Annotated in this window: 15 protein-coding genes and 5 pseudogenes; 8 read left to right on the top strand and 12 right to left on the bottom strand. The window is 32.5% G+C overall.

All coding sequences use genetic code 11. From position 1 onward, the window contains the following. The first annotated feature begins 82 nt into the window (after positions 1–82). From MKX31_RS27700 to MKX31_RS27670, 7 genes and pseudogenes are all read left to right on the top strand, one after another. Positions 83–424, top strand: a pseudogene (locus MKX31_RS27700) (hypothetical protein). 510 nt (positions 425–934) lie between these two features. Further along, positions 935–1,978: a Fic family protein gene (locus MKX31_RS27695; protein ID WP_064474294.1), complete on the top strand. Its 1,044-nt coding sequence runs from the start codon at positions 935–937 to the stop codon at positions 1,976–1,978. A 133-nt stretch (positions 1,979–2,111) separates the two neighbouring features. Then, positions 2,112–2,739: pseudogene (locus MKX31_RS27690) on the top strand (IS6 family transposase). A gap of 1,630 nt (positions 2,740–4,369) precedes the next feature. Then, complete coding sequence (gene nheA / locus MKX31_RS27685; RefSeq protein ID WP_222655514.1) at positions 4,370–5,530, top strand: non-hemolytic enterotoxin subunit A; 1,161 nt, start codon at positions 4,370–4,372, stop codon at positions 5,528–5,530. Between the two features lie 54 nt (positions 5,531–5,584). Continuing rightward, positions 5,585–6,787 carry a non-hemolytic enterotoxin subunit B gene (gene nheB, locus MKX31_RS27680; RefSeq protein ID WP_050845448.1) on the top strand — a complete coding sequence of 401 codons (1,203 nt, stop codon included), beginning with the start codon at positions 5,585–5,587 and terminating at the stop codon, positions 6,785–6,787. A 105-nt stretch (positions 6,788–6,892) separates the two neighbouring features. Beyond that, a pseudogene (gene nheC, locus MKX31_RS27675) lies at positions 6,893–7,969 on the top strand (non-hemolytic enterotoxin subunit C); the annotation flags it as partial. 30 nt (positions 7,970–7,999) lie between these two features. Continuing rightward, on the top strand, positions 8,000–8,704 hold the full coding sequence (locus MKX31_RS27670) for an RICIN domain-containing protein (protein WP_308010603.1): 705 nt from the start codon (positions 8,000–8,002) through the stop codon (positions 8,702–8,704). A gap of 263 nt (positions 8,705–8,967) precedes the next feature. Here the strand turns inward: MKX31_RS27670 and MKX31_RS27665 are convergent. The 9 genes and pseudogenes from MKX31_RS27665 to MKX31_RS27625 all read right to left on the bottom strand — a co-directional run. Then, positions 8,968–9,057: pseudogene (locus MKX31_RS27665) on the bottom strand (IS6 family transposase); the annotation flags it as partial. A gap of 161 nt (positions 9,058–9,218) precedes the next feature. Continuing rightward, entirely contained in the window at positions 9,219–11,081 is a 1,863-nt protein-coding gene (locus MKX31_RS27660) for an FtsX-like permease family protein (RefSeq protein ID WP_088047350.1), read from the bottom strand. A gap of 16 nt (positions 11,082–11,097) precedes the next feature. Further along, positions 11,098–11,859, bottom strand: a complete 762-nt coding sequence (locus tag MKX31_RS27655) for an ABC transporter ATP-binding protein (protein WP_098103163.1) — start codon at positions 11,857–11,859, stop codon at positions 11,098–11,100. A 284-nt stretch (positions 11,860–12,143) separates the two neighbouring features. Next, a complete protein-coding gene (locus tag MKX31_RS27650; RefSeq protein ID WP_222655512.1) occupies positions 12,144–13,220 on the bottom strand; it encodes a HAMP domain-containing sensor histidine kinase in 1,077 nt (358 codons plus the stop codon). Next, positions 13,217–13,903, bottom strand: coding sequence for a response regulator transcription factor (locus MKX31_RS27645; RefSeq protein WP_222655511.1), 687 nt, complete (start codon positions 13,901–13,903; stop codon positions 13,217–13,219). Before MKX31_RS27645 ends, MKX31_RS27650 begins: the two co-directional genes overlap by 4 nt. Before the next feature lie 1,345 nt (positions 13,904–15,248). After that, positions 15,249–15,665: a CDI toxin immunity protein gene (locus MKX31_RS27640; RefSeq protein ID WP_340981782.1), complete on the bottom strand. Its 417-nt coding sequence runs from the start codon at positions 15,663–15,665 to the stop codon at positions 15,249–15,251. Between the two features lie 62 nt (positions 15,666–15,727). After that, positions 15,728–16,081, bottom strand: a complete 354-nt coding sequence (locus tag MKX31_RS27635; protein ID WP_098001728.1) for a hypothetical protein — start codon at positions 16,079–16,081, stop codon at positions 15,728–15,730. Between the two features lie 175 nt (positions 16,082–16,256). Continuing rightward, on the bottom strand, positions 16,257–18,845 hold the full coding sequence (locus MKX31_RS27630; RefSeq protein WP_340981781.1) for a pre-toxin TG domain-containing protein: 2,589 nt from the start codon (positions 18,843–18,845) through the stop codon (positions 16,257–16,259). 91 nt (positions 18,846–18,936) lie between these two features. Then, on the bottom strand, positions 18,937–19,509 hold the full coding sequence (locus MKX31_RS27625; protein ID WP_340981803.1) for a tyrosine-type recombinase/integrase: 573 nt from the start codon (positions 19,507–19,509) through the stop codon (positions 18,937–18,939). Between the two features lie 424 nt (positions 19,510–19,933). Between MKX31_RS27625 and MKX31_RS27620 the strand changes: the two genes are divergently transcribed. Continuing rightward, positions 19,934–20,734 carry a helix-turn-helix domain-containing protein gene (locus tag MKX31_RS27620; protein WP_088047599.1) on the top strand — a complete coding sequence of 267 codons (801 nt, stop codon included), beginning with the start codon at positions 19,934–19,936 and terminating at the stop codon, positions 20,732–20,734. A gap of 403 nt (positions 20,735–21,137) precedes the next feature. Here the strand turns inward: MKX31_RS27620 and MKX31_RS27615 are convergent, their stop codons facing one another. The 3 genes and pseudogenes from MKX31_RS27615 to MKX31_RS27605 all read right to left on the bottom strand — a co-directional run bounded on the left by MKX31_RS27615 (position 21,138) and on the right by MKX31_RS27605 (position 26,419). Beyond that, positions 21,138–22,685 (bottom strand): NPP1 family protein, encoded by a 1,548-nt coding sequence (locus tag MKX31_RS27615; protein ID WP_340981780.1) that lies wholly within the window; start codon positions 22,683–22,685, stop codon positions 21,138–21,140. Between the two features lie 864 nt (positions 22,686–23,549). After that, positions 23,550–23,877, bottom strand: a pseudogene (locus tag MKX31_RS27610) (DeoR family transcriptional regulator); the annotation flags it as partial. 295 nt (positions 23,878–24,172) lie between these two features. Continuing rightward, positions 24,173–26,419 (bottom strand): putative mucin/carbohydrate-binding domain-containing protein, encoded by a 2,247-nt coding sequence (locus MKX31_RS27605; RefSeq protein WP_340981779.1) that lies wholly within the window; start codon positions 26,417–26,419, stop codon positions 24,173–24,175. Positions 26,420–26,429: the final 10 nt, after the last annotated feature.

Genomic DNA, 26,429 nt, shown 5'->3' with positions numbered 1-26,429 from the left:
TATGAAAGTGGCACGTACTGTGCGGATCGGGGGAAAAGTTAGAAATAATCTCAAAGACTTACCTATCGACAATCATGCAGTTATGCAAGAGCAAAATTACTGGAAAGGTCAAAAACAGAAGTTTCGAAAAGAATATAAAAAGTTATTTATTTCATTAGAACCACATTTTTTTGAAAGACTGGAAGAGTTCGCATTGTATAACGAAAATCTAAATCAAACCGCATCGGAGTTAGTAATAGAGGGCTTAGACTATATCTATAAAGAGGGTATACCTGTAATGTAATCTCATGCTTTTCAGCATTTTGTAAAAATTGAAATATCACCATTTCAACAAAAACTCTTACAACAATTAGCGCTCAAACGAGGATGTTCAACAAGAAAAATGGCATATCCAGTATTAAAATTCATGTTACAGACAAAGTAAAAGAATCCAACGTTTAACGAAGGATTCTTTTACCTGGTGTTCGTTGACAAATAGCTTCACCAAAGGAATTGAGTCTAGCCACTCAATTCCTTTTTTATGTTATAAAAAAGTGTGTAATTTGTCAAAAAGCATTTGCTATAGAATAACAAATGCTTTTTGTTGAACTTGAATTGATCACTTTCAGAAAGTATTTATATTGTTTGCCTTTTTCTCTTGAAAAATTATACCCTCAATCACTAATTTTACCATAAAATATAGAAAATGTAGCGTTTTAATATAGAAAAACTTATTGGTTTTATATGGATTTTTTCTTTATAATAATGAAAGGTAGTTCCCGATTATAGATAGGCTCGCATGCTTTTCTTGTATGAGAGCCTATCTATATAAAAAGATTGGATATTTATGAGTTTTGCAACACCCTCAGTAGTAATATCGTAAAAAATTATTGTAAAATATTTTTAGAGTAGATTAATTTATGTAGCAACACTTAATGATCAATGGAGGTATTAAATGAGAGATTTTTTTGAGGATAAATACTTAGATATAGAGCTACAAAGAGAACTGGTAAGTTTAATAAGTGAAATTAGTGAATACAAAGGAAAAATATCCGCTTATCAAGACAGAAACCCTGATATATTCAATAATTTGGAGAAAACTATCCCCCTTCATTACATAAAAAACTTTAATACTGTTTTTATGGATGTAAACGTTCCGAATAAAAGGTTAAAAGAACTGATTTTGAACGAAATGTTACCCAAAACAATAGAAGAAGATGCCGTATATTGTTATTATCAAGCAATGTCTCTTGTGCAAAAAAAGTTCCATAATCTACCCGTTAACTCAGAGACAATACAAGAATTACATTTTCAATTAATCCATTATATTACTTCTGACTGTGCAATGTGGCGTAAAAAACAATTTATTGTCCCAGGTGTTCCTGAATATGGGATGCATTCCAGTAGCTATCGTCCAGTAGCTCGGGAACTTATCCCCCAATCTGTAAAACAATTATGTGAGCAATATAATACATTAGTGAAGAATAAGGATTTTCATTCACTTATATTAATAGCTCAATTTATATTGAATTTTTATTGTATTCTCCCTTTTGACCAGGGAAATCGAAGACTCGCATTCATATTGATACAATTACTATTAATGAAGACTGAACATACATTTATAAAGTATGTATGTTTAGATAAATATATAAAGAAACATGAATCAAAATACTATGATTCAATCTTTAAATCTTCAGTTAATTGGTACTGTCGTGGGCACAATATCAGTTTTTGGATAAAAATATTCTTAACAATTATATTAGAAGCATATCAGGATTTGCATCTAACAGTTCAGGATTCTATATGTAGGGATACTAAAATTGAGCGAATTAAAAATTATATAATTAGGCAAAAAAAACCTTTTACTAAAGAAAATATTCGTGACGTTTATCCAGATATTGCCGAAAGTACAATCAGTAAAGCATTAGCTTCCTTCCAGTCTCTTGGTCTTATAAAGCTAGCTTCACGAGGAAGAAATGCTCAATGGACACGGGTTTAATTCCTTTTTTTACGATTATCAAAAATTTATCGGCCAAAGAAAAATGTAATTCATTTATGACCATATAGGTCAAAGGAGGCTTAAATCCTGAGTAATAGATCACTTTCAGAAAAGAAAATGAGAAAAATCACAGATAGGATATTTGAAAGGTAATACAATTCAAGAAAGATAATTTTGTGATAGCCGTTGGCTATTACTTTTGTTTTTTTAGTTATCGAGGTGTATCTGAGGTCCTCAAAGAATCTGAAGATTTCATATTCATCCAAAAACGATTATACGTTGGGTCCATGAATATGGTAATTTGATCTATCAAATCTGGAAGAAGAAAAATAGAAAGGTTCAATCATTCTAGAAATTAGATGCGATTTATATAAAAGTGAAAGGAAAATGTTGTTATTTATATCGTAAAATCTTTAATAATGGATGTACATTGGATATTCAACTTCAAAAAACTAGAGATCATCAGACAGCCTATGCCTTTATGAAAAGATTGGTGAAGGCTTTTGGAGAGTCAACGGTTCTCAAAACAGACAAGGCCCCAGCACTACTTTGCGCATTTAACAAATTAAAAGTACAAGGTTTTTATAAACAACTCATTGTACAGTCAAACATTTGAACAATCTCGCCGAACAAGACTATAGACATGTAAAAAGACGTTGAAACCGTTCATACTCTATATACACGAAAACGAAGTTTGCAACAACCAAACTTCGTTTTTTTCGACGTATAATGAACTATATCAATTACTAACGATTGTTTGAACTACTCACCACTTAACGTCCTTACGGACTTTTTGAAGTGGGAGATTCCTGCGAACACCGATGTATCCACCGGTTATCTTAGCAGGCTCTACCCGTAGTCCCTACGGTGAGAACACAAGTATCTTGTACGTTGACGCCCCACACTCCCTACTTTAGCTTGGTTTTCGCAACATCGGCAAGCATGGGGCGATAGAACGTTGAAGATTTTACGGTTGGAACGTTTTTCTGCAACCAACCTCATATCTTCAGTTTTCGAAGAGCAATCTGTACAAGTAAATGATAGCAAACATGTTGGCTTATGCCAACCGACATTCATCTCCCACCTAAAATTGGTGTTTCACACCTTCACATTTTTGAGGAAGGAGTCTTCTGTCGGAAAACGATAAAAAAGAAGAATCCAATTTAGGTTCTTCTTCCATACAAAAGCAGACCATTTACTGAATATTGACTATTTTATCCCCCATCTTTCGTTTCCTGGATTGCTTCAATTACATTGTATGGTTCTGGTGCAAAAATTTTAATAGATGTGTAAGTAATCTCTAAAACTTCAACATACTGACACTATTACTCAAAAAAAGATATTTGATTGGTCTGGAAAAGAAACGCGCATTCAAATATATGCATTATCAGCTCATAATATTTTGTTAACGATACAATCCCAATTCCCACAATTTGGTAAAGATGATGAAGAAACGGTTTTATCCATTTCTAATGCAACAATTCCATTAGGATTATATACGCCTTATTCTCTATTATTTTTGTTGTTTATTTACAAATTGATAAAAATTTCTGCGTATTGTTTTTTTAGCTTCTTAAATTATTTTCATTCTCGATATCAATATTAGATAGTATCAAATTGGTATCATCTTTTGACAATTTTATTTTACTTTTAGACCTCACCATACCATTTCGGGAAAATTGTACGCTAAGGATTACAAACCTTTATCATTACAGTGTTTTTTTTAGATGAGTATATGTTCATAAAGATAAAATACTAAGTTTAATTGAACACTGATTTATATACATACTTTATGAACACGATTATAGCTAAAAAACGTTGATATTATTGAGTTTTATCGCCTGTCCATAAACATGGATTTTCTGGACAGATATCTCTTAATGTACAGAAAACGCTTAAAATGTGTCCAAGTGTACAATTTTCCCAATATGGCATGGGGTACAAGCTTAGATACGAGTAAAAATCGGTCAAAGGTTAAATTTTATTCCCCAACATAATTTAAGAGTATTTATTTTTACATTTTGGAAAGATAAGCACATTCAAAATCATTATAGAATTTATGACAATTAACGATGGATTTCTTAATTCATATATATCTTTTTATTATAAATATGACATTACCAAAAAAAAAATATATATTTCAAATGACATATATATAACAAAACATAAAAAAACTAGTCACTATTATCTTATAGTGGGTGATTAATCATAAAATTGCGTATTTTCTGACGTTTATATATTCTAATAGGGGGTATCTTTTTCCATCCCCCGATAAAGGAGAATAAGAAAGAATCTAGTCAATATCTATTGCTATTTCCTTTATAAAAATAGTAATTGTAACAGACTTAATCTAGAATCTCTCTTTAAAAAATAAGAAAAGGAGGAGTTCAAGTGAAAAAAACTTTAGTTACAGGATTAATGGTTACAGCAATATTAGCAAGTCCTTCCAACTATGTAAGTGTTTACGCGGAGAAGGTGCAGTCTAAATCAGAGTCAACATATGTACAAAATGTCAAAAATGCGAATACATTATCACATTCGATTAGAACGTTAGGTTCACAATCACCTTTAGCACAAGCATATGGATTAATTATTTTACAGCAACCAACCATTAAAGGGACTGGTATGAGCAGTTTAACGAATCACCAAGAATTTGTAAAAAATCATGTTCGCGAATGGTTAGATGAATATAATCCTAAGTTAGTTGATTTAAATCAAGATATGCAGCGTTTTAGTACAAGATTCAATGGTTATTATGGTACATTATATGATTTAGCGGGAACGGTAAATACAGATGCGGAAACAAAAGTGAGTTTTGTAAATGCTTTTAATAGACTACAACAGGACGTACAAACTATCCAAGATAGTATGAACCAAACCTTATTGCAGCTAAATCGTTTTAATGATTTATTGCTTCAAGATAACAAAGGGTTTTCTGAAAAAGCAAAAATAGCAATTCAATCCTTAGAGGGGTCAGATGGAACTGTTACACAGCTAAGAGCTGATATTAAAAGACTTCAAGAAGAGATACTGGTAGAACTCGCAAAAATTTTAAATAGACCAAATGAAATTCGTAACGGCGTTATAAATATTGGGAAGCAAGTCTTTACGATTGCGGGCGGAGCAGCTCAGACTCAAACTATAGATTTTATCTCTATTTCATCTCTTGGTGGTGGAATTTTAGATCTTTTCGACAGCCAAACAGCTGCTTCTGCTAGGATTATTGAGCAGAAACAAAAAGAATTACTACCACTAATTCAGCAGTTAGCAGAAACCCAAATTCAAGTGACTGAAATGACTTTTATTGAGGATCAAATGAATGGGTTTACTGAGATGATTAAGAGGCAAATTACTACTTTTGAATATTTGATGAATGATTGGAAAGCGCTAAATGATACAATGATCCAAATCCAACTCAATCTGAGTGCAGGGGCACACATGGATAGTCTTGGATTGCAAAATCAATTAATTCAGCTCAAAGAATTCAGTGATGAACTGTATTTGCAAACAAAAAAGTTTGAAAATTTCATTTCAAATGTAACAATAAATTAAGTTTAAGCAAAGAGTGAAATATGATTATACTGAAAGTTAAAGGAGAAGAAAAAAATGACAAAAAAGCCTTATAAAGTAATGGCTTTATCCGCATTAATAACGGTAATGGCAGCAGGTAGTATCATGCCAACATATGCTTCTGCAGCGGAAAGCACGGCAAAATCAACTCCTATTCACGCTAAAACAGGTACAACGGGCGATTACCCGGATTATTCATTAGGACCAGAGGGTCTTAAAGAGGCAATAACAAATACAGGGTCAAATGCTTTAGTAATGGACCTTTATGCTTTAACAATCATTAAACAAGCAAATGCTGATTTCAATGGGCTCAATTCAATTGATACATCTTTACGAACGAAAATAATTAATGATCAAAATATTGCCAGAATAAATGCAGGGCAATGGTTAGATAAACTTAAACCGCAAATGATTTCAACGAATCAAAATATTATTAATTATAATACTAAATTTCAAAATTACTATGATACGTTAATAACAGCTGTAAACAATAAGGACAAGGAAACATTATCAAATGGACTTACAAGGCTAAATAATGATGTTGTAGCAAATAAGGCGGAAGTGGACGAATTATTAGGAGAACTGCGAGAATTCCGAAAGAAAATGGCAACAGATACGCAAAACTTTAAACAAGATGCAACTCAAATAACGTCTATTTTAGCAAGTCAAGATGCTGGAATTCCGCTGTTGCAAAATCAACTCACAACGTATCATGCTACAATTGCTGAATATAATAAACTGCTTATTGCCTCAGCAGTTGCAACGGCTTTAGGCCCACTTGCTATTATAGGCGGAGCAGTTCTAATTGGTACTGGTTTAGGAGCTAAACTAGGAGTGGTGTTCATTGTAGGTGGTTTAGGAGCAACAGCAGGTGGTATAGCGGGAATTGTTATAGCAAAGCAAGAGATGGATAAGGCTCAGGAAGAGATTAAGAATATAACAGGACAAATAACCCAGGCTCAATTAGAAGTAGCTGGTTTAACCAATCTAAAAGAGCAAACTGAATCCTTAACAGAGACTATTGATATAGCAATTACTGCACTACAAAATCTTTCAACCAAATGGGATGTAGTTGGATCAAAATATAAATCTTTACTTAAAAATATTGCAGTTATGGACCCTAACGATCTATTTTTCATAAAAGAGGATCTCGATGTGGCTAAAGATAGTTGGAAAGAAGTTAGAGATACTGCTGCAAATCTTTATGAAACCGATATTAAATTAGTAGATACAAAATAATCAATTGATTTTATGTGATAAGGGTTTCCTGTTCAAACTTGAGCAGGGAACTTCCTCACTGCTCACTAAAAGATACGAATTCTTAAAAAGCGTAGGTGGGATAATATGAATAAGAAATTGTACAAGAAATTCCTATTATCAATGATGATTGCTGGAATGGTAACAAGTAATATAGTACCACTTCATACTTTCGCGGCAGAACAAAAAGTCCATACAACTATATCGCAAGAAACCATTCATAATTATTCACTTGGTCCTGAGGGCTTTCAAGATGTACTAGCACCAGCAATGTCTAATGTACTTGTTATGGATTCATATGCCAAAACAATACGCAATCAACAAGAGACAGACCTTAGTGGTATAAGTTCTCTTAATAGTTATTTACGAGCAAACATGTTGAAGCACCAGGACGATGCAAAAAAAAACGCGACCTATTGGTTAGATAATCTTAAACCACGTATTATGAATACGAATCAAAACATTGTAAATTATAATGATACATTTCAAACACACTATAGTATTTTACTAGATGCAATAGATCAAAAAGATACTGAAAAATTGAAAACTGAGCTCGAAAAATTGTATCAAAGTATATTGACTAATAAAAGTGAAGTTAACGAGCTATTGGAACAGCTGAAAACATTCCGAAATAAAATGACAGCAGATACGCAAAACTTTAAACAAGATACAAATCAATTAACGACTATTTTAGCTAGTACAACTGCAGGTATTCCGTATTTAGAACAGCGAATTAATGGGTATAATGAGTCTATCAAAAAAAGCAATGATCAAATTATTGCAGGTTCAGTACTTTGCGCGACGTTAATAACGTGTATCATTGGTGGACCGCTGATCGCAACAGCAAAAAGTAATATTGCATCTGCTGAGCGAGAAATAGAAATTTTAAAAGCACAAATTTCTGGGGCACAAGCAGAAATAGCTATTATAACTGATGCAAAAAATAAGACTACGAATATGGCGGAAACAATTGACACAGCTATTACTTCTATACAGAAAATGTCTAATAGTTGGGATACTGTAGCAGCAAAATATAATAATTTAGTAAAAAATATCACATTCATTACCCCAGAAGAATTTGCTTTTATAAAAGCAGATCTTAATACAGCAAAAGATAGCTGGCAAGATCTTAAGAATTATGCTGATAAATTATATGAATCGGTGAAAATTGCGGAGAAAGAAGAGCAGGATCTTATGGATCGACTTCGTCCGTCAAGTGTTCAATATTTCTACAAACCGATACACAATGCCTATACATTTGAAATAAAAACGGGAGCAAATGCACCAAATGCGTCCTATAAAGTTATGAATTTAACAAAACGGACTACTCATAATATGTGGAGCGGAGGACCAAATGCAAGCATGTGGATTGACCAGCTTCCATTAAACTTAAAAGACCAATATGCAGTAATAGCAACGGTCAATGGAATGGATTATGTCATATATAAAGAAGTAGGAGAAAACATTCCTGGAGCTAATTTGAATGGTACCTATCAACTATTTTCTGCGTTAAATAATAGTAGCGTTATAGATATGGATCGATCAACGAATAATGTTACCTTATGGAGCAATAACGGCGGTAATCATCAAAAATGGAAGTTAGTATATGATTCAAATAAAAAGGCCTATCAAATTAAAAGTGTAACAAATGGAAATTTAATACTAGCTTGGAATGACTATCAAGGTTCTAGCAATGTTTTTGCTACACCTAACCAATACTATGAAGAGCATTATTGGATAGTTGAAGATGCAGGAAATGGATATTTTTATTTAAAAAATAAGAAAAACTCTAGGTATTTAGATGTAACTGGTTCTGGTACTAGAGATGGAACAAATGTTATAGTATATCCATTTACAGCTAGTAATAATCAAAAATTTAAATTACAGAGACTAAATTAAATTATAAGATTCTGGTAGAAAAAAATTTCATCTTGAATTTCAATTGTTGTAAAATCGGGCATCTCTCCTGCTTCGGAAAGATGCCTCTTTTCTATTCTAACGAATGTTGGGGTACAGCCGCATGCCCATCAACTTAAGAATTTTTAAAAAAGGCGTTATTCTTTCTTAATAATATAAATGAGAAAGGGTGTCGTTTTTTAGGTTCTGTTGCAAAAATAGTGGGATATGAAAGAAGGGTAAAAGATTCCTAGCGGTATTGAACGTTATGCTGTTAAACCAAAAAGTTCATTGATAAGATATATCTGCCTTTGGACAGACTTCTCCCCTTGGAGAGTTTGTCCTTTTTTGACCATATTTGTGAAATTACCAATGTTTCAAGATCTGCTTTATATAGAATACTACAAGACAAAACATAATAAAAAATACCCGCCCAAATTGGAAATTTTCAGATGTGGCGGGTTATTCTTTGAATCGTTTCTGTACCCCAGTTTAACATTTTGTATGTTTTGTAAAACTATTTTTCTTTTGGAAGTACAATTCTTTTATACAATTGAACTGTAATCAAGTAGTAAATTAAGTAAATCACTACGAAAATGACAAGTGGCAACCAAATTCGGAAATACGGATCAATCAAAAGCGGACCGAACATGTTCATACCAACTAATATATGAGCAATACCCACAATTGCCGGTACTAAGAATATGAAGAATAACTCTTTATAAATCGATTGTGTTAATAACCCCCGGCGGACACCGATTTTACGAAGCATTTGATAACGTTTTCTGTCTTTCGATGCGCCAGATAGAATTTTAAACATTAGGCAACTTGCCATCATTGCTAAGAACGCAATTCCAACGAAGAAGCCCATAAACATGAATCCACTGGCCATACCATGACTCTGATTATACATTTGATACGTACTACCTAATTTTTCTGCTTTCACATTTTTATATTTCGCTACCTGTAGTTCATCAAGTTTTTTCCATTCTTTTAAATGCGCTCCAAAATCATCTGTTTTCCCAATAAACACAGTATTTTCTTTATCCTTCATACTATCGTATATGTTTGGGTCTATAATTTTTATTTCATGATCAGGATACATATAAGTTGGCTGGATTGTGAAGAAAGCTTCTTTCCATTGTTTTGTTTTCGTATCATCGTTATACAGTTTATACAGTTGTTTTGGCAATGTAAATGCATCCTTAGGAAATTCCTCTGAAACTTTCATCTTCTTCCTATTTTCACTATCTTGTGCTAAAGGACGATTTTTCTCTACATCTTCTTTTATATAATACACATACTGATCATCTACTTTGTAGCGATATTCAAACTTCTCTTGAAATAAGATGCCACTCAAAATTTTCTTTTCTTCCGCTGTTGGATTATGAACGACTGAATCGTAAACTTTTTCTTTATCAGTCGTCTTTAGAACGTTATTTTTAAATGCCATACCACACGCAATTCCACCAGCGCCAAGAGCCACTAGGATTGCTACCGTTGCAAGCACCCGTGTTAGGCTATTAATTCGGAAATTCAATTGTGCAAAAGTAAAAGCATTCAGCCCTTTTTCACGACGTTTTTTATTACTCTTTATCTTGTTAAGCATAACTGGGAGAAGTGATCCAAATAACATGTAAGTACCGACTGTTGCTGTGATTAATCCAATACCCATGAATTTAGGTACGGTTAATAGCTCTTTTTCCTGTAAATGTGCTATATGGATCAGTGATGCATACCCAATACCTAGCAAAATCAGACCAAGGAATGCAACTACACCTGTCATTTTTCCTTTTACAGCGATACGCTCTGTTTTTGCATCTGCATGTACAAGTTGTAATACAGAAATACGAGATAATTTCATACTATTCATGATTGCTGATACTATAAATAGTGCAAAGAAAAAGAGGCAAGTAACAGTCATAGATGGAATATAAAATGCTTTATAATCTTCACCAGAGAATTCCAACTGCTTCATTAATAACTGACCAATACCTTCTGCAAGCCCTACACCAACTGCGATTCCGATTGCAAGAGATGCGGCACCTATTACGATTGTTTCGATAAACATAAGTGAGGTAACTTTATGCTTTTTTGCCCCTAACATCATGTACATACCAAATTCTTTTTGGCGAAGAGATAATAAGAAAGAATTTGCATATAAAATATAGAAAAACGTTACAATCGCTAATAAAAAGGAACCGATTTGGAATGCAATTGCAACCGTATCAGCATGTGGATTGGATTCAAGGAACGCTTTATTTAGTGATAACGTTTGAAACATATAAAAAGTTGAAATAGAGACAATAAGACCAACAAGTAAAACAATGTAATCTTGCAACTTACTTTTTAGGCCTGACATAGAAAGCTTAAATAACATGATTGAACTTCCTTCCTTACGCTTTTTGTGTGCCTAAGTTTGCAAGCACGTCTAAAATTTCTTTATAGAATTCTTCACGGGTACCACCACGATGAATTTCTTTATATAACTCACCATCTTGAATGAATAAAATACGCTGACAGTAACTTGCGCTGTAAGGATCATGCGTAACCATCATAATTGATACACCTTGCACTTTGTTTAAGCTTGTCATGGCATCAAGTAAACTCGTTGCATTTTTAGAATCAAGAGCTCCTGTTGGCTCGTCCCCTAAAATAATTGCTGGTTCATGAACTAACGCGCGCGCTGCTGCTGAACGTTGCTTCTGTCCACCAGATACTTCAGATGGATACTTTTGAAGTATTGCTGAAATGCCTAACATATCAGCTACTTTTTCTACTTTCTGTCCAATATTTCGTGATGAAACACCTTGAAGGGAAAGTGGAAGAGCGATGTTTTCGTAAATAGATAAGTTCTCCAATAAGTTAAAGTCTTGGAAAATGAATCCTAACTTTTGTGAACGGAAATCAGAAAGTTCACCTTGTTTCATTTTCGTAATATCTGTTCCTGCAATTTCAACAACGCCGCCCGTTGCTTTATCTAACGTTGAAATTACATTTAATAATGTCGTTTTACCAGAACCAGATGGTCCCATAATTCCGACAAACTCACCCTCTTGAATTGAGAATGAAACACCTTTTAACGCGTGTGATTGGTTCTCACCTTTTTTACCGTACACTTTTTGGACGTTTTTCACGTCTACAACTGGTTTCGTCATATATATCCTCCTACGTTTGTTTTTTCATTTCTTTAAAATAAGTTGCTATTCATATTTGCTACTAACAAAATAGTCATGTTGCATCTACCTTTTCCATAAGGCTGTCACGATGTATCCAATTGAAAGCTGTAAAAAAAATTTTATTTTTAATTTCTCCACTCACCTCATTACTTTGAATACATACATGATAAACTATGAAAATTAGGAAACACCCTGTAAAATCCTTAAGAATTCTTAAGTTTTATAAAAAAAAGCTTATGGAACCTGTAATTCCATAAGCTAATCTATTTGATTGGATGTTCAACAATAAAGGATATCCAACCTTCTTTATATTCTGCATGTATATTACCATGATGAAGTTCAACAATTCTTTTTGAGATAGCAAGTCCCAGTCCATTTCCTTGATCATTTTTTCTTGCCTTATCACCCCTGAAAAATCTTTCGAAAAATTTATTAGGGTCGCTAACAGGCGGCTTCTCGACTTTATTTGATACTTTCAAAATTGCTTTGTTATCCATTAATTCAAGACATACGGATAATTCGGAAGGTTTCATGCTGTACTTTATCGCATTCATAAACAGATTTTCATATACACGTACCATTTTTTCTACATCCATGAAAATAGGTATTGTTTCTTCCGTTATTGATTTTTGAACACTTAAACTTTCCTTTTCAAATATAGGAATGTATTCTCCAACTATTTGCTCCAACAAACCTGATAAATCAACTTCATTAAGATTTAACTTAGCATCTATGCCTGATAAACGAGTATATTCAAACAGCTCATCAATTAAATATTTCAGTCTCTGTGACTTTGAATAAGTGGTTTCAAGGTATTCCTGTAATTGTGTTTTACTGTTGTATTGCCCTCTTTTTAATAAATCTATATAGCCAATAATAGATGTTAACGGTGTGCGTAAGTCATGAGATACATTGGTTATAAGTTCATTTTTTGTACGTTCTAATCGTCTTTCTTGTTCAAATGTATTTTCCAATTCCTTGGACATATAGTTGATATTTTGAGCAAGTTGGGTCAATTCGTCCTTCCCCTTAATCCCAATTGTCAAACCCAGTTTTCCATTTGCAATATCATTTACATTATCCGAAATGAGCTTCAAATATACTATTTTCTTTCGAACCAATATCAAAAAAATTATTATAAAGTTAAAGATTGCGAACGCGAATAAGAACAACAATGCCAAATTGAATTCAAACATACCAAATTCTTCGTGTTTTACAAAAAATGGATCTATGACGTATACCAAAATGAGGATTGTTAAACCAAATGAAATAAAAAAACTAACTGCAACAGCACCAAGAAGTTTTATAATGATCTTATTTCTGAAACTAACATTCTTCATATTTTATACCCAATTCCCCAAACAGTTTTAATATAAATGGGATGTTTAGAATCTTCTTCAATTTTGTCTCTTATTTTTGTAATATGCACCATGACGGTATTATCTGATTTATAAAAAAACTCTTTCCAAACTGATTCATATATTTTTGCTACACTCAAGACAATCCCTTTGTTACGGGCAAGTAGTTCGAGGATATCAAACTCTTTTGGAGTTAGCCTTGTTTCCTTTCCCCTTACCCATACTTGACGTGTATCTGTATTCACGGTTAAATCACCAATTTCTAGGATGCTTTTATTATGATCTATTGACGTATTGTATTTTTTAAACCTTCTTAATTGCGATTTTACCCTAGCGATTAATTCCAATGGGTTAAACGGTTTTGATAAATAATCGTCTGCACCAGAGGCTAGACCCTGAATTTTGTCTATATCCTCAGATTTTGCAGATAGCATGATGATAGGTATATTGCGGTCTTCCCTAATCTTCATACACGCTTCAATACCATCTATATTTGGCATCATAATATCTAAAATAATCAAATCAAACTCCTTTTCTGCTAACAGTTTTAAAGCTTCCATAGCATCTTCTGCCTTTTGAGTTTTCAGACCTTCATTTTCCAAATAAACAGAGATAAGATTTCTAATCTCTTTATCATCATCGACAATAAGAATTTTTGACTCCATATGATTCCTCCATATTTTGTCTCGTATTAAACAGCTAAAGACATAAGCAGGTGAGACATTTTTATCTTCTCTTTATTGTAAACTTGCAAACTGGAGAAAAGAAATAACATAATAGATATAAGTAATATCGTTCCCCTAATATATTGTTCAATATTTACTGCTGAACCATATATAATTAATAAGTTCCCTTTTTCTTTAAATTTTGCTTTTAGTAAAAAAATAAAATGCCTTATTATTTTCCACTAATAAAATAATTGTCTTGAGATTTCTGTTTTTAATTAATTTTTCTGTGAATACACCTGTACTCAGTCCATATTTGACAATGTAATTTACTTTCTTCAAATCAATTCCTTCAATTATTTTGTCTTCAAGAAACCTTGAACTTGGAATGGCTGCACCAATTGATTTTTAGTGCATTATATACAGAAATAAGAAAGCGAATTGTTTTCATACCTAATCATCCCACAGGTTTGAACTCATAATCATACTCTAGAGTCCAAACCTTAAGAAAAAGGGGCAAAAGTTCTTAAGAATTCTTAAGCTTTCTACAGCATTTTTTCATAAGAATATATGACGACTCTTGAAATGTTAGCGGTATCCCCAATAACACTTACTATTCGTCAATCCGAAGAACAAAAAGAACTTGTAGGAATTCCTACAAGTTCTTTTTTAGATAATGTAAAAAAGTTAAAACAAACTATCTCATAATTTGAATCGGAGTAAACACTATAACCACGGGTTAATTTTATTATATACCAAATATTAACATATGCACTTTTTATATTTGAAAATTATGTGAATTAAGGAAATAAGATATTGCAATTGGCTGTCAATTCCTAAAAACACCAATTGTTCATTTCGTACAAAACGCTTTAAATCAATATCTATCCCATAATAAGTTATAAAAAATATAGGTATAGGTAAATAGAGAAGAATGGCGCATTCTTACAGAAAGGAATATATTTAGATTTAGGATTAATTAACTATAAGAAAATAAATTTCATATTGTAACTAAATATCATTCTTAAATATATGTAAATGAAATTTTTTTATTTTTTTTACTTAGGATGAAAAAATCAGGTATGGAAAATTAAACAAACGCTTGTTTAATTATTTTAGTTATGAATCAATTTGTGAGATATGAGGATTTTGAGTTATGGGGTATTGTCCGCTTATTTAAATTCTCATTTATTATATAAATTTTATAATGTACCCTGTTTCAATAAATGGACTTCTCCTATTTTGGCATTGAGCACTACGATGTCCGTCTCCTTGTCCATGAAGATGCCATGTCGCACAATATGGGCACCAAACTGAAAGAATTCCTACGTTTGTCTATAAAAATCTATTTATTTATAATATTTTTTACGTCTCCAATACGTATATCACCATCATGATGATACTCAATAACATACCCCACATCTGGCGAGTATATCCAGGTATCAAAACTAACAGCTGTGACATCATCTATTACATTTAAAACTTGATGTAAATTTGTTTTTATTATTGGCACTCTAGTATTATCCCAAATAATATATACTGTCTGAGAATATGTTCCAAAACAGTTCTGTAGATATAATCTTATTTCATCCTCATTATATAAATCACCATAGTTTTGAATGTTAGACCAATCTACTCTCCCCCATGATGTAATAGGAAATGCATTCCCAAAACTTTTTACTATTATTTTTCCTTGATTAGTTTCTAAAATTTCAATTTCTGCGCCTAATGCTCCAATACATTCTTCCAACAATGTTGCCATTTTATCACCTACTTAATAAAAAACGTAGAAATTAATTATTTATATTTTTTTATTATAGATACTTATCTTTCAATTTTTATATCCTTACACCATATTTCTAAGTCCATAGGAGGCATAATTATTTTACAGGTATATAATTTTAAACCTTCTTTTTCTATTTCACCAATTTCAATATCATGAAGAAAATATGGTAACTGTTCATGTGTAAAAGTTTTTATTGATCTTTCTTTTACATAACCCATACTATGTTTAAAATCGATTTTATAGCAGCCACTAAATTGAAGGCTGACATCATCATCCCCATCTTTAAAAATTAAAATCACTTCATCACCAAAATAATCACATACTAATTTAGTAACCCAAGCATCCCAGTAAGATAGCTTATCAATTTCTTCTTGTATTCTCTGTACTTTCATTTTTCCACCTCAATTCTTACATTTTATATGGAATATGAGCATCTGGACTTTTAGCATCTACTATATTTCCGTTTAAATCTAATGGATTTTTATTCCCATCATATAAATGTACATGATCATATTTTGTTACTTTATCGGGTGGGTCTATTCGCATCCTAATTGTATCAGTAGCATCTCAAACATGAACAAATCCATTATTCTCAGTATATTTCCATCCATCTGGAAGTTTTTCTAAGATTTCTTTTTTGGTCATATTGGGTATATTTCGAGTACTTATTTTACCAAATGCATTAGTATACTTAGCAGCCGCTTCTAGTGCTTTACCTTTCTTCTCAAGGTCGCCAATTTTTCCTACGACTTTCCCAATTACTTTAGATGTACCACCTGATACAACTGCTAGTGTACCCCATCCGTAATCTTCTGGTCCATATTTTCTATCTGTTACCAGGTCTTTACCTTTAATTAATTGACCAATTTCTTTTTCTGTTCCAATCCCTGGTGTGATATCTAAAATGAACGATAAATCTCCGTCATTCTTACTATTGTATAAACGAGATGGATCTCCACCTAAATCACGTAATGCATTATTTAAATTAATATTCCCAATGTTAGCTGCTGCAGTAGGGATATTATACTTATGTCGGACAACTTTAGAAGCTGTATCCATAAACGCATTTCCAAAATCTAATCCAGTATTTACGTCATTATAAATACCCGGTACTCTTTCTTGAAATGCCTGTAAATCTTTTGCTATGACTGGAACATTTTTTCTTGTTACTTGTACAAGTTCCTCCATCCCAGGTTTCGCCGCATCTATAGAGTGTTTTAATCGAATCGTACTTGTTGCAATGTTTCCTAAATCCTCAAACGTACCATTATTATGTAATACTTGCTGAATATGCGTCATACTCTTTGTCAATTCAGTCATCGCATCTGTGATTTGTTTTAAATACACATTAAATTGATCTTGAAACTTTCCTACGTTTTGTATATCTTCTCTAATTACGTCATAAATTTGATTGTTAAACTCTACCATTTGAGTAAGAGATTTTTGCACTTCTTCCATGAATCGAACCATTTCATGAGATCTTCTTAAAATTTGTTCTGAAAAATGATTTGCTTGTTCTTCTCCGAATATACCAGCTCTTTCAGCATCAGCCTGAAACATTTCTATCAGCTGTCGCATCTCTTCTTTTGTTAAACGGTCCCAATCATTTTTTATTTTTTGTCCCAGAATTTTCATTTTTTGATCAAATTCTAGTACTTGTTTTTTTTGTTCTTCTAGGTCACGTTTCGCATCTTCAGCGTCTTTTGCAACATTATTCCACAATTCAATCGAATCAGTTGTACTATTTTCTAAATCTTGTAGAGTTTTTAATGTATTATTGAGTAAAGGCTCGTCACTTTTGATGTAGTTAAAAACACCTTCAAAAATCTTCAATTTACCGTCTAATAAAGATAACGGTGTCTTTGCTTCTTGGTCAAAAATAATGGCATCATGGATACGTACATACCCTTTTTCACCTTTATACTTTACTTCATACCAAGAACCAACTTTTCCTGTTACTTCTATTAATTCACCAGTATCCACACGCTTTGCTCGTAAAACTTTCTTTAAATCTGGTTCTGGATATACTTTTTTTACAAGAGATTCTAATGTAATCCAACCGCTTTTTGGTTCACTCTCATAACTAAAGTAGTACGGTTTTCCATCTACTTGTTGCATACCTCGGGATAAGATACCACTTTGATCAAAGTAATGCATTTTCCCATCAATATATTGGATACCCTTTTGTAACGCACCGGATTCATTCGCATAATATTTTGCGCCACCTTTATCAATCCAACCGGTTTGCATAAAACCATCAGGTCCAAAATAGTATTGTTTATTATCAATGGTCTGAAGACCTGTTACACGACTACCATTTTTTAAATAATACGTCCATTTCCCCTCTTCTTGTACCCATCCTTTTGCATTATCAAATAACAACATAGATTTTAATTGTTGGAAATCATAATACACATTATTTACGTTCTCTGTTAGCTCATGGAGTTCTTTCTCCTGATTTTTAATTACATTTGGAGGAAAGTATTTTTCAGGATCTTTTTTATACTCCGTTAGTATAAATCGCGTAAGGCTTGTTCCTTCTTTTACAACATCCCAAGAACGTGTGGGATTTTCTCCTATAACTACAGATTCAAAAATTCTTACATACCCTATTTCTCCTTGGTATTTTACTTGATACCAAATACCTTGTTTACCAATAACCTCTAGTACATCTCCGTCTTTTACTGGCTTCGACTCAAATAAAAATTTTGTTTCTGGTTTAGGATACATTCTTTTAATTTTAGAACGTAATGTAACCCAACCTTTTTCCATTTCTCCGTATTTATTAATTTCAAATTGTTTCCCTTGATGGGTAATAACACCAGTTGCATATTTCCCATCACGTATATAACTCCAAGCTGTTGCTGAAAAACTCCATCCTGTTAGTAATTTTCCAGGTTCTTTATAATGAAGCCATTCATTTCCGACTTGTTTTTTCCCTTCAAACAACCTACCATCTTTGAAGAATTCATATTCTATGCCATCTAATGTGATTGTTTCTGTTCTTTTACTGCCATCTTTTTCGTAATAATACCAATTCTCTTTCTCCTTCACCCAGCCAACCTTATTTAAAACTTCGGCTGCTTCTGTAAACGTTGGTGCATAGGTAGAAAATAATAAAAATAATGATACTATAAGTCCTATGACTTTCTTCATACTCGCATCTCCTTATTAATTCATTAAAAACTTTTTAATTATATATTAGATTTTATTACTATTAAAATAATAAAGAAGCATCTAATTTAAACTAGATGCGGAATGTATCAAGTACATTATCTTTTTCTTCCTTATTAATCCCGATATATCTTAGTGTAATTTGTGGTGTACTATGATTCAATATTTCTTGTAACATAGCAATATCTTTTGTTTGCTTGTAAAACCAATATCCAAATGTTTTACGCATGGTATGAGTACCTAAAGATTCTACCCCGGCAAAATCTCCGGCTTTTTGTAATTGTCGATAGGCTTGAATTTTACTAATGGGTTTATCCCCTTTTCTAGAAGGAAATAGCCAGGTACTTTTTAGATTTTCAGCATATGGAAGTACTTCCTCAAAAATGGATGTAATATTTATGATACGCTCCTTGTTTGTCTTTCCTTCTTTCACTTTAAATTCTTTCCGTTTTTTTCGCTTTAGTTTTAAAATTTCACTCGTTTCCATTTTAAGTAAATCACTTACGCGTAACCCCGTATTAATACCAATTAGAAATAAAATGTAATCACGATCTGAACAATGACGTTTAAGAGACCATTTCATGTCTTCGAGCTGTTCTTTGCTTCGAATTGGTTGTACATCAATTAAATGTTGCTTTTTATTCATCTGTTTTTCAATCCCTTTATTTTCAATGATTTGAATGTATACTTTTTTATCTAATTTTATAATATCAATAAAATTAGATAAAAGCCAATGTTTAAGGGGAACTGAAAGTAAACTTTTGGGTAAAAGTTTACTTTCGGTTTTTTCATCATTTATAGTTCGTTTTGTAATAAATTTCTCAATATAGATATATTTGTTATATATGGTTCTTATATAGAAAATCAACAAAAAATATAATATTATAAAAATTAAGATGGTTTCTTTTATTTGTTTTTCCCTTACGCTAAAGATAAGATCGTATTCCCCGATCTTATCTTTTTTATTTATAAATTCCAACTGGACTGAAGTTTGATTTTGTTTTTTTATTTGAATTTTTCTAAAAAAAGGAATATCCTTCATTATAAGAGATTCTAGGGAGGGCATAATAATGAATACAATCGGTAAAGAAATTCGTGAATTTAGAAAGACATATAACCTAACTCGAAAAGAGCTATGTAAAGGAATATGCCCAGTATCCCATTTAAGTTTTATAGAAAATAATAAAGTAGAAGCAAAACCCGAAGTAAAACAATTACTTTTAGAGCGAATAGAGGAATTTAAGTCTAATCCTGAAATTAAGAATGATACGGTTTCGAATGAAAATATAGGAAATTTCTTTTTTAATGAACGATTAAAACATGGAATAAAACAAGAAACTTTGTGTTATGGCATATGTACGGTATCTTATTTAAGTAAAATTGAAAATAAGAAACTTGTTCCAAGTTGGAATATCAAAAAATTGTTATATAAGAGATTAGAAGAAATCAAAAACAATACATTAACAGTAGATTTAGAAATACTTGAATTAGAAAAGTTATATGATACTATGATTTCATTTTTTGATAAGGAAAAAATGAATGATGCTAAAAAGATGTTAAATCGAGGGTTACGAACTACAAAAAATAAATACCCTAAACTATATTGTTTATTTTCCTATCAAAATCATTTATATTTTGACCAAACAAATTTTAAAAATTTTCTTGAAAAAAAAGCCATTCCTTTTTTCAAAAATGAAAAAGATACTAAACAATTATCCATATCTTATATTGACTTAGCAACCTGTTATCAAAAGGAAAATCAATTTGAAAAAGCTTGTTTATATTACCAAAAAGGCATCTCTTGTATAAGGATAGTTAAAAGTTTAAATATCATATCATCTCATAAAAATGTTCAGTTACAATTTTCATAAAATGACTATTTTTCATATAGCAATTGTGGTTATAGCTGTTTTATAAATCAGTTGTTGTTCTCCATGCATTTATATAAACAACAATTTCTTATAACAATACTATCAAAACAAAGAAATCCACTTGTTAAGGATTTCTTTGTTTTGTTTTTAATTACGGTACGTGAAATTATTATAAGCTGTATTAAAAAGCCCCCATATATTTTACACCTATGAGAGCTACCTAAGGGTATTTAGACTTTCGACCCCATTTTATACGCTTCATTTAAAGAACTTTGCAACAAAACACTATATTTCCTATTAATATAGTTAATCCAATCGAGCAAGCCGAAAAAAAATTTTGAAGTATGCATACTCATTTTCTAATTAGATTAATATAAAAGGAATAGAAACGTTATAATATTTTTTAGTTTGAAAGAGCGTAGAATTTTACTTTAAATGTACCGTTAGAAGTATATCCACTAGGAGGACCTGAGATATACAAATTCTTTCTATCATCTCCTGAAGGGATCGTTAGAATAGAACCATCTCTAACATTTGACCAAATTATAGGGTCTGTACCTGATTTATCTCTTGAGATTTTAAATGACAAAGAGGTAGCACCTGCTCCTTCTAAAACAACTCGTACTTTGGTACCTGCCGCGAGATGTTCAAGTGAAAAATTATTACTTGATCTACTGCTTTGACCAGGCTGTGCCTTATAGAGTGACTCCACTTCTCTTGTTAAAGTCCCTGTTACATTAGACAATTGGAATGTTTGATTATTACCACCATGGAAATTATATACTGTAACATTTGTTCCATTTGCAGTACCATAACCACTTACATCTAACACTTTGTTTTGATCCTTCTTATTCCTTACATAATAATATCCATTTCCTGCTTCTGTTGGTATCCAATATTGCTCTTCCTTATTTTGATTAGATGTAGCAACTACATTATTAGAACCATTAAGATCATTCCAAGCTAATACTAAATTTTGATTTGCTATATTTTTAATTTGGTATGCTGATTTATTTGAATCATATACTAGCTTCCATTTTTGATTATTAGCGTTGCCATTTTGCCACAATTGAACATTTCCATCTGCTTGATTTAAGTCAACGACACTACTATTATTTAAAATAGAAACTATTTGATAAGTACCACCATCTTCCAGTTCCGGTGCATAAGGGTCAAAGTTAATGGGTGGCTTTGCGTTAGCAAGAGCTTTTTCAAATCTTCCATCTTTGATCTCAAGTGTTGCATCTCCAAAGTTCGTAGTCATTAGTTTTTCACGAATATTTGGGCTTGGATAGCCATTCCAACCAACCATTGGTAGTTGGAGCCACTGGTGATAATAGTTTTCTGGCGGCTCGTCATTGCTATTAGCCAGGCGAAAAGCATGTGTCGAGCCGCCGTCCTTATGGTATACAATTTTCGGGTGGTTTCCATCGAATCTAACGTTTGAGCGAGGGTTAGTGTACCAATTACCATGTGCTGAATAAGTTACATATTGAACCTGACTATCTTTAACCCAAACTATTGTGTGTTCCCAGTCATGTCGATGTCCAAGCGCACCAGGGCCCGAAGTTGATTGATCTTTCTCAAAGTAACTCGCATACATAATGGCAGTCCAACCATTATTTGATTTGGCCCGAGAATAAGTGTTTGAATTTTCCAGTCGGTTAACATCTCTACAGACACTTTCCGGGGAACCGCCCAAACTTAGGCCAGGGTTAGTCGTGCCATCTGGAGAAATTGCTGCAGTCGCATAACACCCGTCTGTGTCGTAGTCATACACAGGAGCATAATCTAACTCTATCTTTGACGCATTTTGTGGAAGTGCCTTGATTACATCCCCATATGCTTTTGGGGTAGAAAGAAAACTCTTATCAAATTCTCCACCTAAGTTGAATGCAAATGTACTCAATACTATTAACGCAGTCATTACTATTTTTGATATTAATTTCATGTTCCCCCTCCTAGTTATATAAATAACATACATCGTAAAGGTCAACCTGTGTCTAAACGTAAAAATCCTCAACATAGCGTGGTGACCCCTAAATATATATCATAAAGTTTATTTTATCCCATTTGCATTTCTTTTTTATTGAGAAATACAATTCAAATCAGTGTTATATTCAGAAATAGATAAAGCACTATTTCGAAGGCCTTCTATTATTCTAATTTTTATTTAAGAGTTCTCTTTTGCTTATATATAATAAAAAAGAATCCTTATTATAAGGATTCTGCAACATCCCAAACAATGCAGTATCCATTAAGCGGATTATTTAGGCAAAAAATTAAATGTAGACTATTGTTTAAGTATTTTATTTTTTATTAAACATTACGGTACGTGAAATTTTGTATTTCCCTTATTAAAAAAGCCCCCCTAGATCTTACACCTATGAGAGCTACCTAAGGGTATTTAGACTTTTGACTTCATTCTATTGTAACAGGCTCTCAACAATTTGTAATTTGTCTTCCATTTTTCAGCCCTTCTTTCAATGATTATTAATAGGGTGCTTTTGCCCATCCTCCGAAAATGCGGATTTACACCGAAAAATATTTTGCTACATTTACAATTCTTATTTAAAGTAAAGTACTAATAAAGTTAATCCTATTGACATAAGGCTTTCTATCTTACCGTACAATTTTCTTTTTTTAATCGTGTCAGGCCTTGAAGAGATTGGTATGCCCGCTAGAAACAAGATACATGCAAAAATGGGTCAAAGGCCATATTTTATGTCTATCAGTTATTTTCAGTTGAAAATAACCCCCTCGCGATAAATAAAAAGGAAAGAGATTGATAAAGAGCCTCTTCCTTTTTGCATAAAAAAATGGCGTATACACTTGCCTTAAATGGTTCAGATGCATTTTTAGGATTCGCAATATACAATGATCTCGCGGATATTACACTTGTTCTATTACCGCTTAATACATCGTGAAAAACAATGTGATCTGTACCAGCAGATACATCTTTCATAACATTAAAACTAATAAAATCTGGATCTCCTCCACCCTCAATTTCCCACTTTAAATATTTTGTACCTGAAGGAAAGCTCTCCGTACTAAAGTTCCCACTTGAGCGGTTTTTTTTGTCCATCTAAAGGCTTGGGTTGAGATAATACAGTTGCTACTAATTGTTGTGCTTTTGTTTCCATATTACAGTCCCCTTTGCTTAATATATTTTAGTTAGATTACTACCGTAACCTAACTAAAATATTTAACTAATAGAAAAAATAGGTATTGAGAAAATGTAATTTCTTAGGCATCTGAAATTTGTTTATTCGTGAATTATGGCATAAACTTGTATTTTAATTTTAGATGGTGTAATTGTTACAATAATACATTTTTAAAAAACCATCGATTCATTAAATACGCTAAGTTGGGTTGCCATACATGTCCATCAATTTATATTGTCTCCATTCTTAAGTTTTGGGGAATGCCATCAGCCCCCTATGTCAGTGGATTCCATAATGCCAAAGCGAATATCCAATTTGGGTCACCATTTCCTTGATGATTTTGAATAGCTTCATACACTTTCCCTTGATGTTCTACTTTATCTCCCTTTGTATACGCCTTCTTTGGATCCCATTTCTCATAAGATGTATTTTGATCTTTTGTTTTTACCGGAAGAATGTTACTTTGAATTGATGTATTTCCAGCTGCATCTACGGCCTTCACTGCATATTTATATTCCTTATTAACTGTTAAGTTTTGATCAGTAAACGTCGTTCCTTTTACCGTTTGAATCAATTGTCCATCACGTAATACCTGATATTCTTTTACACCTACATTATCTGTAGAAGGATTCCATTTTAGCTCTATACTGTTAGAAGTAAGGTTGCTTGCATATAATCCTTGTGGCTGTGTGGGAGCTTCCGTATCTGGTTTCGGATTAACAATTTGATTTACTTTCTTCAATCCATCCTTTGTAACTTCATAAATTGCTTTTTTATCAAAGTTTTCACGTTTATTATTCTCTAAATTTATTAATGTTGCCCTCTCTCTGCCTTCTAGATGTGTAAGTTCAATAAAATCGCCGATCTTTACTGGAACTTTTTGTGTTTCAGCATTTTGCTGTTTATTCCCATAAACCTCTTTGTTATATACCACTTTACCTGATGTGTTTTGCACTTTAATACTTGCATATGTACTATCAAAGTAGTTATGTGGTACACCTGCTTTTAGATCAATTTGCATTTCTTCTGTTGATTTATTTAAATTTACTTTCGCAAATTCAAAATCGCCAATCCCTTTCAGTGACCATGCAAATTGGTCTCCTTCTAAGATACCATCTCTAATTGGTACATGGTCTTTTATTTGAGTAATAAGATCCATCATCGGTCGCGGTTCATTCGCAAAGACGGAAATGATACTGTTATTTAATTCTTTCCACTCAGCATCTGTTACATTTGGATTTTGTAACATAAGGGAAACGTAATCATTCCATACTAAAAAATTGATTGGTAAAATATTGGTGGATATTTTATAAATTGCAATTTTATTATCTGTTGAAGTCATCGCTTTCGCTAACCAGCGTAATCGCTCTGATTGATCTAGTTTTACTGGGTCACGTTCAGCATTTTCAAATAGTAGCATATACGGCACTTGATTTGTCGGGCTATTATCTGACCAAGGAATAACAGTTGCATCATGACGGCTCGACTGACCCCATCCAGATATATCATATCCTAAATTCCAAGAAGATGGCTTGTTATTCCATATAAGTGCACAATGTCCAGGTTGTCCAACAGGCATAGCTGCCACTCCAAATGCTTGGCTTACTTGCGTACCAAACTTCGAAATATTACCGCATACCCCGCCAAATCTATAAATGGAAGAAAGATTCCAACCTAAACCGTAGAATGCATCATTTCCAGCTTGAATACTAACTCCATCTTTGTTATGGGTTACATAATCAATCAAATATGCACTTTCCCCTACCTTATCTTGGTTTTTAAGTTCTGGATGTTCCGTATTAATCATATTTCTTGCCCAAGTTAAATCTTCTTCTGGTGACCAAGTATTCACTACTAATCTTAAATGCCAAACATCATATGTTCTAAAGCAAGGAAGTAACTCATTATTTTGATCTGCTGATTTATAATGTTGGTACCTTGTTAATGGATTAATAGGTTGATTGTTTGTCCAATATTTTATAGGTTCAGCATGAGCTAACGATGTAGCTACCGCTAATTTCAAATACAACCCTTCGTGAGAATCTGCATCCGCATTCCAGATTGTATTCCATATCTCAAGTGCATTTACAGGATTTTTTCCCGTTGGACTACCACCTTCAAGATAGGTATTCATCACGCTTGTATTTTTCATAGCCCAGCTAAGAAATTTCTGATGGTCAGCATCTTTTTTGGCAAATGCATCCATTGTTGCACCACCTGTTTGTGATATGAATTGCCACTGAGCCAAAGCTGCTGCAAATACTGGGTCTGCAAGCTTCTTTTTCAAGTTTTCTTCAGTCATACCCCCAACATTTCCATTTAAATATGCTGTGAGATTTTCCAAATGGGCTTCAAAATTACCATTTGCAATGGCTTGATCTGTCTGTTGATTCAATGTTTCTAAAGTGAATGTTTCTTGATTGAATGACATTGTTTCAGCTGAAACCTTTGTATGCGGAATCGTAGCAATACTTCCTAAAATAATAGGCATAGTTAATAATAAAGATGAAATCCTTTTCAAAATAATTTCT

The sequence above is a fragment of the Bacillus sp. FSL M8-0063 genome, assembly GCF_038005545.1.
In the GTDB taxonomy this organism is placed as follows: Bacteria; Bacillota; Bacilli; order Bacillales; family Bacillaceae_G; genus Bacillus_A; species Bacillus_A wiedmannii.
Note: the sequence above shows the minus strand (reverse complement) of the source record. Positions and strands in the feature narration are given on the sequence as shown.